Annotated in this window: 21 protein-coding genes and 1 riboswitch; of the genes, 15 read left to right on the plus strand and 6 right to left on the minus strand. The window is 51.7% G+C overall.

The window, feature by feature from the left end:
* Positions 1 to 92: 92 nt before the first annotated feature.
* Genes IC804_RS16535 through IC804_RS16550 form a run of 4 tightly spaced genes read left to right on the plus strand, consistent with a single transcriptional unit; the run spans position 93 to position 2,843 of the window.
* Positions 93 to 395 carry a PTS sugar transporter subunit IIB gene (locus IC804_RS16535; RefSeq protein WP_008879515.1) on the plus strand — a complete coding sequence of 101 codons (303 nt, stop codon included), beginning with the start codon at positions 93 to 95 and terminating at the stop codon, positions 393 to 395.
* 16 nt (positions 396 to 411) lie between these two features.
* Complete coding sequence (gene celB, locus IC804_RS16540) at positions 412 to 1,767, plus strand: PTS cellobiose transporter subunit IIC (RefSeq protein WP_029760512.1); 1,356 nt, start codon at positions 412 to 414, stop codon at positions 1,765 to 1,767.
* A gap of 15 nt (positions 1,768 to 1,782) precedes the next feature.
* Positions 1,783 to 2,520, plus strand: a complete 738-nt coding sequence (gene chbG / locus IC804_RS16545; RefSeq protein ID WP_081157247.1) for a chitin disaccharide deacetylase — start codon at positions 1,783 to 1,785, stop codon at positions 2,518 to 2,520.
* An 11-nt stretch (positions 2,521 to 2,531) separates the two neighbouring features.
* The gene (locus IC804_RS16550) at positions 2,532 to 2,843 is read left to right on the plus strand and encodes a PTS lactose/cellobiose transporter subunit IIA (RefSeq protein WP_008879512.1); all 312 of its coding nucleotides are present in this window, start codon (positions 2,532 to 2,534) and stop codon (positions 2,841 to 2,843) included.
* A 236-nt stretch (positions 2,844 to 3,079) separates the two neighbouring features.
* On the opposite strand, the gene IC804_RS16555 is transcribed toward IC804_RS16550, so the two are convergent.
* Positions 3,080 to 3,226, minus strand: a complete 147-nt coding sequence (locus IC804_RS16555) for a small acid-soluble spore protein P (protein ID WP_080320012.1) — start codon at positions 3,224 to 3,226, stop codon at positions 3,080 to 3,082.
* Positions 3,227 to 3,353: 127 nt separating this feature from the next.
* On the opposite strand from IC804_RS16555, the gene IC804_RS16560 reads away from it, so the two are divergent.
* Positions 3,354 to 3,614, plus strand: coding sequence for a hypothetical protein (locus IC804_RS16560; RefSeq protein WP_011887203.1), 261 nt, complete (start codon positions 3,354 to 3,356; stop codon positions 3,612 to 3,614).
* Between the two features lie 71 nt (positions 3,615 to 3,685).
* Here IC804_RS16560 and sspO read toward each other — a convergent pair whose 3' ends face one another.
* On the minus strand, positions 3,686 to 3,835 hold the full coding sequence (sspO, locus tag IC804_RS16565; protein WP_008879509.1) for a small acid-soluble spore protein SspO: 150 nt from the start codon (positions 3,833 to 3,835) through the stop codon (positions 3,686 to 3,688).
* Positions 3,836 to 4,069: 234 nt separating this feature from the next.
* Here sspO and acnA point away from each other — a divergent pair, with 234 nt between their 5' ends.
* Positions 4,070 to 6,790 carry an aconitate hydratase AcnA gene (gene acnA / locus IC804_RS16570; RefSeq protein WP_008879508.1) on the plus strand — a complete coding sequence of 907 codons (2,721 nt, stop codon included), beginning with the start codon at positions 4,070 to 4,072 and terminating at the stop codon, positions 6,788 to 6,790.
* A 36-nt stretch (positions 6,791 to 6,826) separates the two neighbouring features.
* Here the strand turns inward: acnA and sspL are convergent, their stop codons facing one another.
* The gene (gene sspL / locus IC804_RS16575) at positions 6,827 to 6,964 is read right to left on the minus strand and encodes a small, acid-soluble spore protein L (RefSeq protein ID WP_008879507.1); all 138 of its coding nucleotides are present in this window, start codon (positions 6,962 to 6,964) and stop codon (positions 6,827 to 6,829) included.
* 81 nt (positions 6,965 to 7,045) lie between these two features.
* Between sspL and IC804_RS16580 the strand changes: the two genes are divergently transcribed.
* Entirely contained in the window at positions 7,046 to 7,522 is a 477-nt protein-coding gene (locus tag IC804_RS16580; protein WP_008879506.1) for a divergent PAP2 family protein, read from the plus strand.
* Positions 7,523 to 7,618: 96 nt separating this feature from the next.
* On the opposite strand, the gene IC804_RS16585 is transcribed toward IC804_RS16580, so the two are convergent.
* Complete coding sequence (locus IC804_RS16585; RefSeq protein WP_060475776.1) at positions 7,619 to 8,545, minus strand: DMT family transporter; 927 nt, start codon at positions 8,543 to 8,545, stop codon at positions 7,619 to 7,621.
* A gap of 232 nt (positions 8,546 to 8,777) precedes the next feature.
* Here IC804_RS16585 and IC804_RS16590 point away from each other — a divergent pair, with 232 nt between their 5' ends.
* Entirely contained in the window at positions 8,778 to 9,443 is a 666-nt protein-coding gene (locus tag IC804_RS16590) for a ribonuclease H family protein (RefSeq protein ID WP_008879504.1), read from the plus strand.
* Between the two features lie 6 nt (positions 9,444 to 9,449).
* Positions 9,450 to 9,665, plus strand: coding sequence for a zinc-finger domain-containing protein (locus IC804_RS16595; RefSeq protein WP_008879503.1), 216 nt, complete (start codon positions 9,450 to 9,452; stop codon positions 9,663 to 9,665).
* 227 nt (positions 9,666 to 9,892) lie between these two features.
* On the opposite strand, the gene IC804_RS16600 is transcribed toward IC804_RS16595, so the two are convergent.
* Both IC804_RS16600 and cspD read right to left on the minus strand, forming a co-directional pair.
* Positions 9,893 to 10,162 carry a DUF2564 family protein gene (locus IC804_RS16600; RefSeq protein WP_008879502.1) on the minus strand — a complete coding sequence of 90 codons (270 nt, stop codon included), beginning with the start codon at positions 10,160 to 10,162 and terminating at the stop codon, positions 9,893 to 9,895.
* Positions 10,163 to 10,293: 131 nt separating this feature from the next.
* Entirely contained in the window at positions 10,294 to 10,494 is a 201-nt protein-coding gene (cspD, locus tag IC804_RS16605; protein WP_003251474.1) for a cold-shock protein CspD, read from the minus strand.
* A gap of 322 nt (positions 10,495 to 10,816) precedes the next feature.
* On the opposite strand from cspD, the gene IC804_RS16610 reads away from it, so the two are divergent.
* The 6 genes from IC804_RS16610 to IC804_RS16635 all read left to right on the plus strand — a co-directional run bounded on the left by IC804_RS16610 (position 10,817) and on the right by IC804_RS16635 (position 16,250).
* Positions 10,817 to 11,068 carry a hypothetical protein gene (locus IC804_RS16610; protein WP_008879501.1) on the plus strand — a complete coding sequence of 84 codons (252 nt, stop codon included), beginning with the start codon at positions 10,817 to 10,819 and terminating at the stop codon, positions 11,066 to 11,068.
* A 198-nt stretch (positions 11,069 to 11,266) separates the two neighbouring features.
* Complete coding sequence (locus IC804_RS16615; RefSeq protein WP_008879500.1) at positions 11,267 to 11,668, plus strand: sporulation protein; 402 nt, start codon at positions 11,267 to 11,269, stop codon at positions 11,666 to 11,668.
* A 202-nt stretch (positions 11,669 to 11,870) separates the two neighbouring features.
* A complete protein-coding gene (locus tag IC804_RS16620) occupies positions 11,871 to 12,695 on the plus strand; it encodes an MIP/aquaporin family protein (RefSeq protein ID WP_081157248.1) in 825 nt (274 codons plus the stop codon).
* A 66-nt stretch (positions 12,696 to 12,761) separates the two neighbouring features.
* A complete protein-coding gene (glpK, locus tag IC804_RS16625) occupies positions 12,762 to 14,255 on the plus strand; it encodes a glycerol kinase GlpK (protein ID WP_081157249.1) in 1,494 nt (497 codons plus the stop codon).
* Between the two features lie 354 nt (positions 14,256 to 14,609).
* Positions 14,610 to 14,714: riboswitch (SAM riboswitch) on the plus strand.
* A 72-nt stretch (positions 14,715 to 14,786) separates the two neighbouring features.
* Positions 14,787 to 15,122, plus strand: coding sequence for a hypothetical protein (locus IC804_RS16630; protein WP_008879497.1), 336 nt, complete (start codon positions 14,787 to 14,789; stop codon positions 15,120 to 15,122).
* A 645-nt stretch (positions 15,123 to 15,767) separates the two neighbouring features.
* A complete protein-coding gene (locus tag IC804_RS16635; protein ID WP_008879496.1) occupies positions 15,768 to 16,250 on the plus strand; it encodes a PaaI family thioesterase in 483 nt (160 codons plus the stop codon).
* The last annotated feature ends 61 nt before the right edge of the window (positions 16,251 to 16,311 follow it).

The following is a 16,311-nucleotide window of genomic DNA, read 5'->3' on the forward strand; positions in this document are numbered from 1 at the left end:
CTGTTCCATCCGCTTCACTGCTGCTTTTTTCGACGTTGGCATGGAATTTGCTTAAACGATAATGAACGATTGCTAAAAAGGAGGAGAAAGTGATGAACATTTTGCTCATTTGCGCTGCCGGCATGTCAACCAGTTTGCTTGTGACAAAAATGCAAGAGGCGGCAAAAGAAAGAGGAATTGAAGCGAATATTTGGGCCGTCTCCGCGGACGAAGCGAAAAGCCATTTCGACCAGGCGGATGTCGTGCTCATCGGCCCACAAATTCGTTACAAGTTTGCCGCGTTTAAGAAGGAAGGCGAGGCGCGCGGCATCCCGGTCGATGTCATCAACCCGGCTGACTACGGGCGTGTCAACGGCGCCGGCGTGTTGGATTTTGCGCTGCGGTTAAAAAAATAAACGGGGGGAGAGGCGGATGGATCGGTTTATTCGGGTGTTGGAAGAACACGTGATGCCAGTGGCCGGCAGAATAGCTGAACAGCGCCATTTGCAGGCGATTCGTGACGGGATTATTTTATCGATGCCATTGTTGATCATTGGGTCTTTATTTTTAATCATTGGTTTTTTGCCGATTCCCGGTTATAACGAATGGATGGCGAAATGGTTTGGCGAGCATTGGCTTGATAAGCTGCTGTATCCGGTTGGGGCGACGTTCGATATTATGGCGCTTGTCGTCAGCTTTGGGGTTGCCTACCGGCTAGCGGAAAAGTATAAAGTGGACGCGCTTTCTGCTGGCGCGATTTCGCTGGCTGCCTTTTTGCTGGCAACCCCCTATCAAGTGCCGTTTACACCGGAAGGAGCAAAAGAGACGATCATGGTCAGCGGCGGCATCCCGGTGCAATGGGTCGGCAGCAAAGGCTTGTTTGTCGCCATGATTTTAGCGATCGTATCAACCGAAATTTATCGAAAAATTATCCAAAAAAATATTGTGATTCAGTTGCCGGATGGGGTGCCGCCGGCAGTAGCACGCTCGTTTGTCGCCTTGATTCCGGGAGCGGCCGTTCTTGGCGTCGTTTGGGTAGTCCGTCTTATTTTAGAAGTTACGCCGTTTGAAAGCTTTCATAATATTGTATCGATGCTGCTCAACAAACCGCTAAGCGCGCTCGGCGGCAGCTTGTTCGGGGCGATTGTCGCTGTGCTCCTCGTTCAGCTGCTATGGTCGACCGGGTTGCACGGAGCGGCAATCGTTGGCGGGGTCATGGGACCCATCTGGCTGTCGCTGATGGATGAAAACCGGATGGTGTTCCAGCAAAACCCGAATGCCGAGCTACCGAATATTATTACCGCACAGTTTTTTGATCTTTGGATTTATATTGGCGGCTCAGGGGCGACGCTGGCATTGGCGTTAACGATGATGCTAAGGGCTCGCAGTCGACAGCTGAAAAATTTAGGGAGGCTGGCCATCGCGCCTGGTATTTTCAATATTAATGAACCGATCACGTTTGGCATGCCGATCGTCATGAATCCGCTTCTGATTATTCCATTCATTTTAGTGCCGATTGTGTTGGTCATTGTGTCTTATGTGGCCATGGCGACCGGACTTGTCGCCAAACCGAGCGGGGTGGCGGTGCCGTGGACGACGCCGTTCATTATCAGTGGTTATTTGGCGACAGGAGGCAAAATTTCCGGCAGCATTTTGCAAATCGTGAACTTTTTCATTGCCTTTGCCATTTATTATCCATTTTTGATGATCTGGGATAAACAAAAAGCGGCTGAAGAGCAAGCCGATGCGACGATATCCGGCGGAGCTGGAACGACTCATTCGATGTAAAGGAGATGGAGCGAGATGCCGCGCTATTGCATTGTCAATGCCGATGACTTTGGCTACTCGAAAGGGGTCAACTACGGGATTTTGGAAGCGTTTCAACACGGTGTCGTTACATCGGCGACTTTGATGACTAACATGCCAGCGGCAGAGCACGCCGCCCGACTGGCGAAAGATCATCCGGAGCTTGGCGTCGGTATTCATTTCGTGCTGACGTGCGGCCGTCCGTTGACTGATGTTCCAACCCTTGTGAACGAACACGGGGAGTTTCCACGGCGTGGGGAGGCGCTTGACAGTGCCGAACGCAGCGACATCGAGCGGGAGCTTCGCGCCCAATTGGAGCGGTTTTTCTCGTTTGGGCTCACCCCGACGCATATGGACAGCCACCATCACGTCCATGAGCATCCAAACGTGTTTCCGGTGATCGAGCAGCTGGCTGAATGCTATCGGTTGCCGATCCGCCCGGTACGAACCGCGCGGCCGCACCGGCTGGCCACCGTCGATGTCTTTTTTCCGGATTTCTACGGCGATGGGTTGACGAAAGACCGCTTTTTAGCCCTGATCGACCGGATTGACGATGGCCAGACGGCGGAAGTGATGTGCCACCCAGCGTACATCGATGTTCCGCTTGCGCAAGGAAGTTCCTATTGCCAGCAACGGGTTGAAGAGTTGGCTGTGCTGACCGACCCGGCGCTCGTTGAGGAGCTCGCAAAGCGTGGCGTTCAGCTGATTACGTACCGTGAATTTTACAAATTATAGGAGAGGGGCTTATGCAGACACAAGAACAGACGATCTTTCAACTCATTCTTCACGGCGGCAATGGCCGCAGCTATGCCATGGAGGCGATCGCTGCCGCGAAACAAGGGGAATTTGCCGAGGCGCACCGGCTGCTTGAGCGGGCTGGGGCGGAGCTGCAAGCCGCCCATGAGCTGCAAACCGCGCTGTTGCAGCAAGAGGCTGGGGGGCAATCGACTGTTGTGACGCTGCTTATGGTGCATGCCCAAGACCATTTGATGACAGCGATGACAGTGAAAGAGCTAGCATCTGAATTCATCGAACTGTATGAACGAATCACTCCGTAAAGACAACCTTCACCGGAGGACGAGTAAGAGGGGAGGTAATGAGTAAACCATAAAATAATTATGTAAATTTATCAGTTCAAATCGAGAAACCCGGCTTTCAAGCAGGGATGGAAGCAAAGTGTGCTCCAACGCGCGAATGTGGTCTTTCGTTTCATTGCGGTGTGTAACATATGCCCCAAAGAGGGAGGAGCGGCGCTCAAGATCAAGAAGAAGCGCTAAGCGCCGCTCTGAGGCGTCTACATGTCATGGCTTGTGTTATGCTTTTGCCGGGTATGATTGCGGTTTTTCACTTTTTTCGAGCCGTCAAGCGGTTCCGGCTGCCCGGGATTGTCACCTTTTGGCGCGTTTTTGCGCATGTCTTTGCTGTCGTTTTTATTCGTCATTGCCTTGTCCCTCCTTTTGTTGATTATCATGCCGACGATGGTTGCCGCTTATTCGGTGTATAATTTGCCGGCCGTTTGAAACGATAAGTAATGAATAATGGGCATGATCGCAAAGGAGGAACGAGCCATGGTGTATCATAAAGCGAAGCAAGACGCGTTTCAGGCGGCGCAAAAAGCGACGATGGAGGCTAAAGAATGGCACGATCATTTAGTGCGTGACCAGGCGGACTACGGCCACCAGTTAGCCCATTTGCGGCAAGAAGTGAATGAGGCGTTTGCACAAATTGAAAACGCGCTCGAGGTCGCTTCAGAAAAGCAGCGTGTTCAGCTAGAGAAATTTCGCAACGATTTGCAAGGAATTGTGGCAGAAATCAATCAAGACGAGTAAGGGAATGTCGGCGGCGGACATTCCCTTTTCTGATGGCTATGGCAAGCCGGGATGGCGGAACGGCCGCCACGCTATTGGTTCTTTTTTCTTTTTTTGTTGTTTTGACGCTGGGCTTCTGTCAGCGGTTCATTGGAGAATTCTTCGTTGTATCCGGCGCCCATCCCTTGTGCTTTGGCGGCGTTCATACCGGGGATGACATGATTCGCTTTCCGCTTCGCCATTTGTTTCACCTCCGTTTCTAGTTTGTGACGAAACGGGCGCCTTATTCTTTTTTCGACCGCTGTTAGAAATGAAAATGGCGAAATGATGGAAATCATTATTTACAACTTGTCCTGTTATATAATAAGATAAAAGCGTGCCGAACTTTATGGGGATTGGGAGAATTCATGCTATTTTTTCGACTTTTGCGCGAAAAAATAGTATAGTATTATTGTGAAGTGAAGGGGGTTATACATATGGCGAAACATGATGTATTTAACGCCCGTTCTTCATTCGAAGTAAACGGTAAAAAGTACAACTATTACCGTTTGCAAGCGCTTGAAGAAGCGGGAATCGGTCGGGTAAGCCGCCTGCCGTACTCGATCAAAGTATTGCTTGAATCGGTGCTCCGCCAAGTTGACGGCCGCGTGATTACGAAAGAACACGTGGAGAACTTGGCGAAATGGGGAACGCCGGAAATGAAAGACATTGACGTGCCGTTTAAACCGTCGCGCGTCATTTTGCAAGACTTCACCGGCGTGCCGGCCGTCGTCGATTTGGCGTCCATGCGCAAAGCGATGGCGGATTTGGGCGGCGATCCGTACGAAATTAATCCGGAAATTCCAGTCGATCTCGTCATCGACCACTCGGTGCAAGTTGACCGCTACGGATCGGACGATGCGCTTGAGTACAACATGGACTTGGAATTCCAACGGAACGCTGAACGGTACAAGTTTTTGAAATGGGCGCAAAAAGCGTTTGACAACTACCGTGCCGTTCCGCCGGCGACCGGGATTGTCCACCAAGTGAACTTGGAATATTTGGCCAGTGTCGTTCATGCGGTCGAAGGAGAAAACGGCGAATACGAAGCGTTCCCGGATACGCTTGTCGGTACGGACTCGCATACGACGATGATCAACGGCATCGGCGTCCTCGGTTGGGGGGTTGGCGGAATTGAAGCGGAAGCAGGCATGCTCGGCCAACCGTCATACTTCCCGGTTCCAGAAGTGGTCGGAGTCCGTTTGACGGGCAAGCTGCCGGACGGCTCAACGGCTACTGACTTGGCACTGAAAGTAACGCAAGTGCTGCGGAAAAAAGGCGTTGTCGGCAAATTCGTCGAATTCTTCGGTCCAGGGGTGGCGACCTTGCCGTTGGCTGACCGGGCGACGATCGCCAATATGGCGCCGGAGTACGGAGCAACGTGCGGTTTCTTCCCGGTTGACGCCGAAGCGCTCGACTATTTGCGCTTGACCGGCCGTGATGAACATCATATTCAAGTCGTTGAAGCGTACTGCAAAGCAAACGGCTTGTTCTACACGCCGGATGCACCGGAACCGACGTTTACGGACGTCGTCGAAATCAACTTGTCGGAAATCGAAACGAACTTGTCCGGCCCGAAACGGCCACAAGATTTAATCCCGCTCTCGAAAATGAAACAATCGTTCCGCGAAGCGGTAAAAGCGCCGCAAGGCAACCAAGGCTTCGGTCTGACGGAAGCGGATTTGGAACGGGAAATTACGGTGACGTTAAACGGCGAACAAGTGAGCATGAAAACGGGTGCCGTCGTCATCGCAGCGATCACAAGCTGTACGAACACATCGAACCCATACGTGCTTGTCGCCGCAGGTTTAGTGGCGAAAAAAGCGGTGGAAAAAGGCTTGCAAGTACCGAAGTATGTCAAAACGTCGCTGGCACCGGGATCGAAAGTTGTCACCGGCTATTTGCGCGATTCGGGCTTGCTCCCGTATCTCCAACAGCTCGGGTTCAACGTTGTCGGTTACGGCTGCACGACATGTATCGGCAACTCCGGCCCGCTTGCTCCAGAGTTGGAAAAAGCGCTTGCTGAAAGCGATTTGCTTGTGACAAGCGTCCTGTCCGGCAACCGGAACTTTGAAGGCCGCATCCATCCGCTGGTAAAAGGTAACTATTTGGCGTCGCCGCCGCTTGTCGTCGCTTATGCGCTCGCCGGCACGGTCGACATTGATTTGTTGAACGAACCGATCGGTAAAGACAAAGACGGCAACGATGTCTACTTCCGCGACATTTGGCCGTCGATGGAAGAAGTGAAAGAGGTCGTCAAACGGGCGGTCGATCCAGAATTGTTCCGCAAAGAATATGAGCGCGTGTTCGACGGCAATCCGCGTTGGAACGCCATCGAAACGACGGACGAGCCGCTTTATCAATGGGATGAACAGTCGACGTACATCCAAAATCCGCCGTTCTTTGAAGGGTTGTCTCCGGATGTGCGCAAAGTCGAGCCGCTCACTGGCTTGCGCGTCGTTGGCAAGTTCGGCGACTCGGTTACGACTGACCATATTTCACCAGCTGGTTCGATCGGCAAAAGCACGCCGGCAGGCCAATATTTAATCTCGAAAGGCGTCGAGCCGAAAGACTTCAACTCGTACGGTTCGCGGCGCGGTAACCATGAAGTGATGATGCGCGGCACGTTCGCCAACATTCGCATCCGCAACCAAATCGCGCCGGGTACAGAAGGCGGTTATACGACGTACTGGCCGACGGGTGAAGTGATGTCGATTTATGATGCGTGCATGAAATATAAACAAGATGGCACCGGACTTGTCGTCGTTGCCGGCAAAGACTACGGTATGGGTAGTTCGCGTGACTGGGCGGCGAAAGGAACGTTCTTGCTCGGCATCAAGACGGTCATCGCCGAAAGCTTTGAACGCATCCATCGTTCGAACCTCGTCTTGATGGGTGTCTTGCCGCTTCAATTCAAAGAAGGCGAAAACGCAGAAACGCTCGGTTTAACAGGCAAAGAAGTGTTCGAAGTCCAGATTGATGAGAGCGTCAAACCGCGCGATCTTGTCAAAGTGACAGCGACGAACCCAGACACGGGCGAGAAAAAAGAGTTTGAAGTCATTGTCCGCTTTGACAGTGAAGTGGAAATCGATTATTATCGCCATGGCGGCATTTTGCAAATGGTATTGCGCGAAAAATTGGCGAAAGTGAAACAATAATAGCAAAAAGCAGGCTTCCGCACCGGGAAGCCTGCTTTATTTTGTATTGAGCTTTTTCGCAGCATTTTCGAGCTTGCTTTTCGGGTCAGGGGTAAGCGTCCCGTCTTGGCCAAAGCCTTGCGGATTGACGCCCGGCGCCTTCGTGCCGCGGTTTTTGCCGCCGTTTTTCGCCATCGTTTTCACCTCCACTCGGATAGTATGGCCGCTTCGGGTGAAAATATAAGCAAAGCGCGGTCGGCAAAGGAGGGAAGAACGATGAACAAAGGGTTAAAAACGGCGCTCGCGACGATCGCGCTGGCGCAGTTTTTAAAAATTCCGATTAAGCAGCTGGAGACAGGCCGATGGGACTGGCGGCTCTTTTTTGAAACGGGCGGAATGCCAAGCTCCCACTCGGCAGGTGTTTCTGCTTTAGCGACATTTATCGCCCTTGAGCGAGGCGTGCGCACGATCGATTTTGCCTTGGCTGCGTTATTTGGATTGATCGTTATGTATGATGCACAAGGGGTGCGGCGCCAAGCGGGGGAACTCGCCCTGCGCCTCAACGAACTGGCCGAGGAAGTGAAAAAGCTGGAAGACGATCCGAAACAAGACGTATACAAAAAACGACAGCAACAGCTCCGCGCCCGTCTTGGCCATCAGCCGATCGAAGTTGTTGGTGGAGCGTTCCTCGGGATCATGACTGGTGCTGTTTCGCATTGGCTGTGTCGCCGCAGACGAAGGGGTAGGGAGTGAAGCGAATGGAGCGCTTGCTTCAGAGGATCATGACAGCGAAACGCCCAACGTGACGAAAAAAGCTGTCCCACTGTTCACGCAGGACAGCTTTTGCTGCTACGAGGAGATATTCCGCTTTTCCCGCCACCGTTTCCCCCATGAGCGCGCACTTGGAAGTTCGGAGAGGATCATGCCGGCCAAAATTGCGATGCCGCCGAGCCAAGCAGATGGCGACAGCCGTTCGCCAGCCCAAAGATAGGCGGTCAAAGCAGCAAATACCGGCTCCATAGCGAAAATGAGTGCTACACGAGTTGGCGTCGTATATTTTTGCACCCCTGTTTGGATTAAAAAAGCGGCTGTCGTCGCCAGTAGCGAAGTGATCGTGAGCGCTCCCCACACTTCCGGACGGCGGAGCACCGTCGTATCCCACATGTTCGTTGCCTCTTCAAGACAAAAGGCGAAGATGAAGCAAAGGATGGCGACGGTAAAAATTTGCACCATCGTTAACAGCAATGTTGAATAACGCGACGAATATTGACCCGTCACGATAATGTGCATGGCAAAGGAAATGGCGCAAAAAAAGACGAATACGTCACCGCGGTTGAATGACAACTCGGCTCCGCCTGTCAGCCAATATAAACCGAAGGCGGCAAGCACCGCTCCGATGGCCGCATTCGTGGTCGGGTTTTGCTTTAAAATCAAAAACGAAAACAGCGGCACGAGAACAACGCTCAGCCCGGTAATAAAGCCCGCTTTCGATGAAGTTGTATACAAAAGCCCGACCGTTTGAAGCGCATAGCCGCCAAACAACCATAGCCCCATCCAAGCACCTGCACCGATGACCCGCCACGATAACTGCCTGAGCAGCGGGCGGGAAACGATGGCGATCCATGCGAAAAGGAACAAGCCAGCAAAACTGAAGCGGATGGCGTTAAACGACAGCGGTTCTAAAAAGGAAATGGCATTTTGGACGACGACGAACGTCGCCCCCCAGACGAACGCGACTGCCAGCAAACTAAGATCAGCGACGGTTTGCTGCTTCAATTCAATTCCCCCTTGTTTGTCTGTTCACATCTAGTCATTTGATACGCTGCTAGCCGCTAGTGTATCATAAATCAACCGAAAAAAGACATATTTTTTTGAAAAAAAGTGGGGGATGTAAGAAAACGGTTGATACAACCGTTCGTCGTGCATAAAAATAAGTAATGAACAAGGGGGAAAGTGTGGTAAAATAAAAACCAGCTCTGATCATTGCGACACGGAAGGGTGACAACAGTTGGATGTGCAAATCCAATGGACATATATCACACCGAAAAAACAAGAAGCCGTTCTCGTGTCAGATTGGACCGATGCCAACGAGGCGCTGGTGTTGGCCGACGATTTTGAAAAAACCGGGCGCACGAAGGCGCTTGAGTTCATCGACCGAAACGGAATCTCGTGGTCAAAAAAAGAACTTCAGAAGCTATTGAAAGAAATCGAAAGCGAGCCGCATGACGTCGTTGCGTATTTTGATGGCGGCTTTGACCATGAGACGACCCAAGGCGGCGTCGGTGCGGTCATATATTATAAGCAAAACGACCATCGCTATCGGCTGCGTGCTAACCGCCAGCTTGGCGAAATCAGATCGAACAACGAAGCGGAGTATGCGGCGTTTTGGTTTGTGATGCAGATGCTTGAGGAGCTTGGCGTCCGCCATTTGCCAGTGACGTTTCGCGGCGACTCCCATGTTGTGTTAAAGCAGCTGTCGGGCGACTGGCCGTGTTTTGAAGAAGATCATAACGCCTGGCTTGACCGCATTGAGGCTAAAATGCGCGATCTCGACATTCAGCCGACGTATGAGCCGATTTCACGAAAGCAAAATAAAGAGGCTGATTCCCTTGCGCGCCAAGCGCTCGACGGGCAACTAATCACAAGCCAAATGGAATTGACGGAGAAAGGGTAAGGTTGTATGGGAAAAAAGCGAAACCGACGCAAAGAAATATTGGAACAAATCGCCTGGCTTGAAGAAACGTACTGTGACGGCTGTTTTTTAAAAAGCACATTCCGGAAAGAGTACGGCAAGACGTACGCCCAGTCGTTTTGCATCCAGCAATGCACGGTTGGGGAACAAATGCGGCAGTACGGGGAGATGCTGCTTTCCGCATCGCCGCGCCCGCGCCAGTGACAGGCGGCAAAGGGCGACAGCGTTTTTCTCAGGGGCGGTTTGTGCGGGTGATAAGGCGCCAAACGGCGTTTCACGCGCTTAGAGACAACAAGGCTGCAGCGCGTATCACACGGTGAGCAACGATAACGAAAAGCGCTTCGTCCGGCGTGTAAAACGGGGGAACGGGTACGTCCGAAGATGCGGACAGCAAAAAGAGCTTCGCGTGGCGAAGCTCCGTCTGATTCGGATTATTGTTGCGCCTCGCGAAGCTGGTGTTCAGCGCGGGTCAATTTTTGTTCGCACCGGGCAAGAAAGTCACCGTCTACGCCAGTCGCTTCCTGCCGGGCACGGGCGAGTTGGCGGCGGGCATTTTCGACCGCTTGTTCTGCATGGTTAAGCATCTCCGGATCAAGTTGCATTGTCGCTTGACCGACCATTTTTTCCGCCGTCTCGACGAACATTTCGACTTGCTTCAAGTCGTTGTATCCTGTATGTACGTCGGCATCGCGTTTTGCCATATGAACACCTCCCTTTTGTTATTGTTTGCCGCCTTGTCGGAACTATGCAAAAGGAAAACGAAAAAGGCATCCTTGCTTATGCAGGATGCCTTTTGTTCCGCTGCCGTTCTTTCGTCTATGTCAACGAAGCATTATAATTTGACAACGTTCGCTGCTTGCGGTCCGCGGTTTCCTTGTACGATTTCAAACGAAACTTCTTGGCCTTCTTCTAACGTTTTGAACCCTTCACCTTGGATTGCCGTGAAGTGAACGAATACGTCCGAACCGCCTTCCACTTCGATAAAACCGTAGCCTTTTTCGTTGTTAAACCATTTTACTTTACCACGTTGCATAATACTGAATTCCTCCTAATACCTTTAGCCAGCCTGGCTAACCTCAAGATTTTTTATCAAATAACAAAATATACTCCACAGCAACCCAAGATGAGTATTCGTGTTGAATGCCTGAAATATATTCTGTTATGTGATGACTTTACTATACACTACCAAAGGTCGCTGCGTCAAGCAAAAGAAAGGAAATTTCCGAAAAAGAGGCTTGCTCTTCGAAAAAGCGCCACAAAGAAAAGGAAAACGGGCCACCGAAGGAGAAAAAAGTCATGAACGACCGAAAAAAACCATACATTGGAATAGGAACGACGAAAAGGGGGAGAAGCGGATGTACCGCGGAAAAATCGCGGGTCAAGAAGTGATTGTCCGGCTGGGCAACCGAGTCAGCCGCCGCTATTTCAGCAACAATAAAATTTACCACATGGTTCTTTCGTATGGCGAATCGGCGTTTCGTAAAGGACAGGACACGTTTTGCATCTATAATGATCGCGTCGGTCTGATCGTCGCGGAAGTCGAGCAGCAGGATGTCCCGGTCATCCGGATCGACTACATTATTGAAAATGAAAATGTATACGAATAACTGATTGACAAGAGAAGGCGAATGCGGTAATCTCTGGTGTAAGCGGTAACAAAAAATGCATTCGTCTGTTTCATCCCGAGACAGACTTTTGCCGTGCAGGCAATCGTCTGTTTATTTTTTGGCTTTGGTTGAAACGGGCGGCGGCTGTTTTTCGTATATTGGAATGACAAGAGTGACAGACTAAAGAGGTGACAATTAGTGTTGCTGCGTAAAATGATGTCAAAGGTCGGGGTCGGGTCGGCGCGTGTCGACTTGATTTTAAATAAATCGTTATGGCGACAGGGTGAAACGATTCAAGGGGTCGTTCATATTTATGGTGGAACGGTCGAGCAGACGATCGAGCGGCTCGATGTTGAGCTTGTACAAAAAACGATTGAAAACGGCAAGGAGCGCGATGCGGTCGTAGCTGTCATCCCGGCGGCTGGAGCGTTTGCGATCAAGCCGGGGGAGAAAAAGGAAATCCCGTTTGCTTACACGATCCCAGAGACGTTGCCGATGTCGCGTCCAGGCCGATCATACCGGTTCATCACCCGCCTCGATATCGAGGATGCGGTCGATACGCTCGACTTCGACTACGTGCAAATTTTACCGAAAAAATAGGTTGACAACGCTTACAAACTTGCGCTATCCTAAAGACAAGTTAATCATTTTGTGGCGGAGAAACGGAGACCCACACATGTTTCCTTTGAATAGGGGAAGTGTGTGGGTCTTTGTTTTTTTGCCCAACGTGCAACCTTCCGGAAGGAGCACTGAAGCAGGAAATGGCAGAGGAAATCACGAATGAAAAGGGGGAAGAGACCAAATGTCACCATTTTTAGGAGAACTCGTCGGAACGGCGCTGCTCATCATTTTCGGATCCGGGGTGTGCGCCGGCGTGAACTTAAAGAAATCGTATGCCGCGAATTCCGGTTGGATCGTGATTACGATGGGGTGGGGGCTAGCGGTCGCGATCGCAGCGTATGCCGTCGGTCAATATAGCGGCGCTCATCTCAATCCGGCCTTAACCGTGGCGTTGGCCATAAGCGGCGACTTCCCATGGGACGATGTACTGATGTATGTCATTGCTCAGGTACTTGGGGCGATGATTGGGGCGGCTGTTGTTTATCTCCACTATTGGCCGCATTGGAAAGAAACGGATGATCCTAGTATTAAGCTCGGTGTATTTGCTACTAGTCCGGCCGTGCCGAATGTGTCTGCTAACTTGCTGAGCGAAATGATCGGTACGTTTGTGCTCGTCCTAGGGATTTTAGCCATTGGTGCCAACCGATTCGCCGATGGCCTCAACCCGTTTATTGTCGGCTTTCTCATTATCGCCATCGGCTTGTCGCTCGGCGGTACGACCGGGTATGCTATCAACCCGGCACGTGATTTCGGACCGCGCCTCGCCCACTTTTTGTTGCCGATCCCGGGAAAAGGACCATCAAATTGGTCGTACGCGTGGGTGCCGATTGTCGGGCCGCTGCTTGGCGGTGCGCTTGGCAGTCTAGTATATAAAGCGTTGTTTTTAGGAAAGACAAGTGCGGCGCTATGGGGCGTGCTCATTGCCGCGGCGGCGGTGCTGGCTGGAGCTGGCATGATGAAAGGAAAAGGGGCGGGCTCGGCGGTAGCGGGTCGCCGTTCAGTTTGACAGGAGGCACGGTGTTTGCGGCGGTGTCATTGAGCTGAAAAAATCGAGTAGGAGAGGAGAATGTTCATGACAGATCAATATATTTTAGCGATTGACCAAGGCACAACAAGCTCGCGTGCCATTTTGTTCAACCGTGGTGGAGAAATTGTTCATATGGCGCAAAAAGAATTTACGCAATATTTCCCACAGCCCGGCTGGGTTGAGCATAATGCGAACGAAATTTGGGGCTCGGTGCTTGCGGTCATTGCCAGTGTCTTGTCTGAGGCGCAAGTGAAGCCGGAACAAGTGGCGGCGATCGGCATTACGAACCAGCGGGAAACGACCGTTGTCTGGGAAAAAGAGAGCGGCAATCCGATTTACAACGCCATCGTTTGGCAATCGCGGCAAACGGCTGATATTTGCGACGAGTTGAAAGCGAAAGGGTATGATCCGCTGTTTCGCGAAAAAACGGGGCTGCTCATTGACGCTTATTTTTCGGGAACGAAAGTGAAATGGATTTTAGATCATGTCGACGGAGCGCGTGAACGGGCGGAGCGCGGCGAGCTGCTGTTTGGCACGATCGACACGTGGCTTATTTGGAAGCTGTCCGGCGGCCGCGCTCATGTGACTGATTACTCGAATGCGTCGCGTACATTGATGTTTAACATTCATACGCTTGAATGGGACGATGAGTTGCTTGCAATTTTAAACGTGCCAAAGGCGATGCTCCCTGAGGTGCGGCCGTCCTCGGAAGTATATGCGAAAACCGTTCCGCATCATTTCTTCGGCGTGGAAGTGCCGATCGCTGGGGCGGCGGGTGACCAGCAGGCAGCCTTGTTCGGACAGGCGTGCTTTGCCGAAGGGATGGCGAAGAATACATACGGCACCGGCTGCTTTATGCTCATGAACACCGGAGAAAAAGCGGTGCAGTCAAAACACGGGCTGTTGACAACAATTGCTTGGGGCATCGATGGCAAAGTCGAATATGCGCTTGAAGGCAGCATCTTCGTCGCCGGTTCGGCCATTCAATGGCTGCGCGACGGCTTGCGGATGATCAAAACGGCGGCTGACAGCGAAACGTACGCCGAAAAAGTCGAGTCAACGGACGGGGTGTACGTTGTCCCGGCGTTCGTCGGTCTCGGCACGCCGTATTGGGACAGCGAGGTGCGTGGAGCGGTGTTTGGCCTCACACGTGGCACGACGAAAGAACATTTCATCCGTGCGACATTGGAATCGCTCGCCTACCAGACAAAGGACGTGCTCGCCGCTATGGAAGCGGATGCCGGCTTGCCGCTGACGACATTGCGCGTCGACGGAGGAGCGGTGAAAAACAACTTGCTCATGCAGTTTCAAAGCGATTTGCTCGCTGTGCCGGTCGAGCGGCCGATGATTAGCGAGACGACCGCGCTTGGAGCGGCGTACTTAGCTGGGCTGGCGGTCGGCTATTGGGGCAGTCGTGAAGATATTGCTGCCCAGTGGCAGCTTGAGCGCCGCTTTGAGCCGCAGATGACTGACGATAAGCGAACGGCACTCTATGAAGGCTGGAAAAAAGCAGTGCGGGCGGCGATGATGTTTAAATAACGGGAAGAAAACGGATACCCTTGGCTGAGGGTGTCCGTTTTTTGGTGGTTCAAAACAGGAGCAAAGCTGATGGTAGCGAAGGGCAGGGATGTCAGCGCACGCCCTGACAAGCCTTTACTTGTTCGCAACCCGTCTGGAAAAGAGAAAGACAACCGCTATCTTATTTTATAAAACTATGTGCTAAATATTCAACAACCATAAAAAAGCAACAGCTGGCAAAAACCAAAACAACCTATCATCTCGCTTGCGTTGCAACATCAAGCAGCCAGCGCCTCAAAGTAACTAAAATAGGCAGAAGAAACAAAAAGTTTGCACTTTTGTTTCCCCATGGTAATATAAGAGTAAATTGCATATGTCTTATCAAGAGTGGGCGAGAGAACGGGCTTGATGACCCCACAGCAACCTGCCGCTGGCAAGGTGCTAAAACCCGCAAAGCGAGTTCGCTTTGGATGATAAGAACGGTTCCACCCCTTTTCGCATCATTCCGAGGCGAAAGGGGTTTTTTGATGGATGGGAGGTGAGGAAGAAACAATGGCGGAACGATTTTCGATCCGCGCTTGCATGGCGGCACATTTGCCGGCTGCGGCGTTTGCGGTTCACGTTATGCGTTGCGTGCGGGCGGAACTCATTCAGTTTGATTCACAGGCGGTCGTGCATGTCGACCGTGAGGACGGGTATGTCCATTTGTATGGGGAAGCACAAGGAACGATATTTTCTATCCTGCTAACGAACGCTGAGGTGGATGAATGGAAAGCGGAAGGTCCGTATGCCCTTGACCGCTATATATGGATGGAGCTAGGAAAAAAAGAAATTTTGCCTACGCGAATGACACCGTATTTGCGAGCAGTGTTTTCCATTGAGTCCTAAAAAGGAAGAACAACGAATGACCGCAAAAAAATGGGCATATGCCATCATCCAAGTATCGCAGCACCAAAAGCATGTTATCAAAACGCCGTCGGTTTCGAACGGTTAAGCGGGATCATACATACAAACGAGACGCCGAAATGAACGTTTTTACAACTTGACGAGTCGGTTATCGGCGAGCTGATTGAAAGGATACAACACGAATTTGCCCGCTGAAGGGAAATGACATCACTTCGCATAAGGCAAGGCATTGAGCAAAAGAAAGAGAGGCTCGTGTCGGTTGGCGGTTCCATTTGTCCGAGGAAGAGATGACGAGCCGAAAGAAAGCAAGAAGCCTCATCGTCTGGGCCACCTGTTACCATCGATCTTTGGGCGTTAGGTCATGGCTAACGCCCCTTCCGTTTTCTTGCCTCGACCGCATGCCGATCGATGGCATGAGTTTATCAGCTTTGTTTGATACAGGGGGGAGTTGGGGCTGAATCAGGAACGATTCCCGGTGAGGGGTCAACTCCTTGTTTGCAACGCGCGTTCGGGTTATTAAACGAAGGGCGGTGTGGACGGAAAGGGACGTTGATGTAAAAAGAGCTCTTTGGGGGTCGTGGTCTTTTCGATCCGATGATATACTAGAAAAAGAGGGGAGGAGATTTAGTGGAAGAAACGATCGTTCACGCCATTCAAGATGACTATCCGGATGAATTTGCTTGGTGCTATGGCTGTGGCCGACTGAATGAACATGGCCACCATTTCCGCACTGGATGGCAGGGAGACAAGACGGTAACCGTATACACTCCGCGCCCAGAACATACGGCCATCCCTGGATTTGTGTACGGTGGACTGATCGCCTCGCTGATCGACTGCCACGGCACCGGCTCAGCAGCGCTTGCGTTGCACCGGAAAAATGGCCATGAGCCGGGCAGTGGGGAAGCGCCGCCGCGCTTTGTCACCGCTTCACTGCATGTCGATTTTCTCAAACCGACGCCGCACGGTGTGCCGCTTGTGGCCATCGGCACGGTGACGGAAATTCATCCGAAAAAATGGCAAGTCGACGCCGAAGTGTTTGCGAACGGCGAATTGTGTGCCCGCGGACAAGTCGTAGCTGTCGTCATGCCAAAAACATTTGTCCGTCCTTAACAGACAGCGAAAAGCGCCGGAGAGCCGCTGTTTTTTGACAGCGCTTTCTTCGGCGCTTTGC

It is taken from the genome of Geobacillus sp. 47C-IIb, assembly GCF_014679705.1.
Taxonomy (GTDB): domain Bacteria; phylum Bacillota; class Bacilli; order Bacillales; family Anoxybacillaceae; genus Geobacillus; species Geobacillus thermodenitrificans.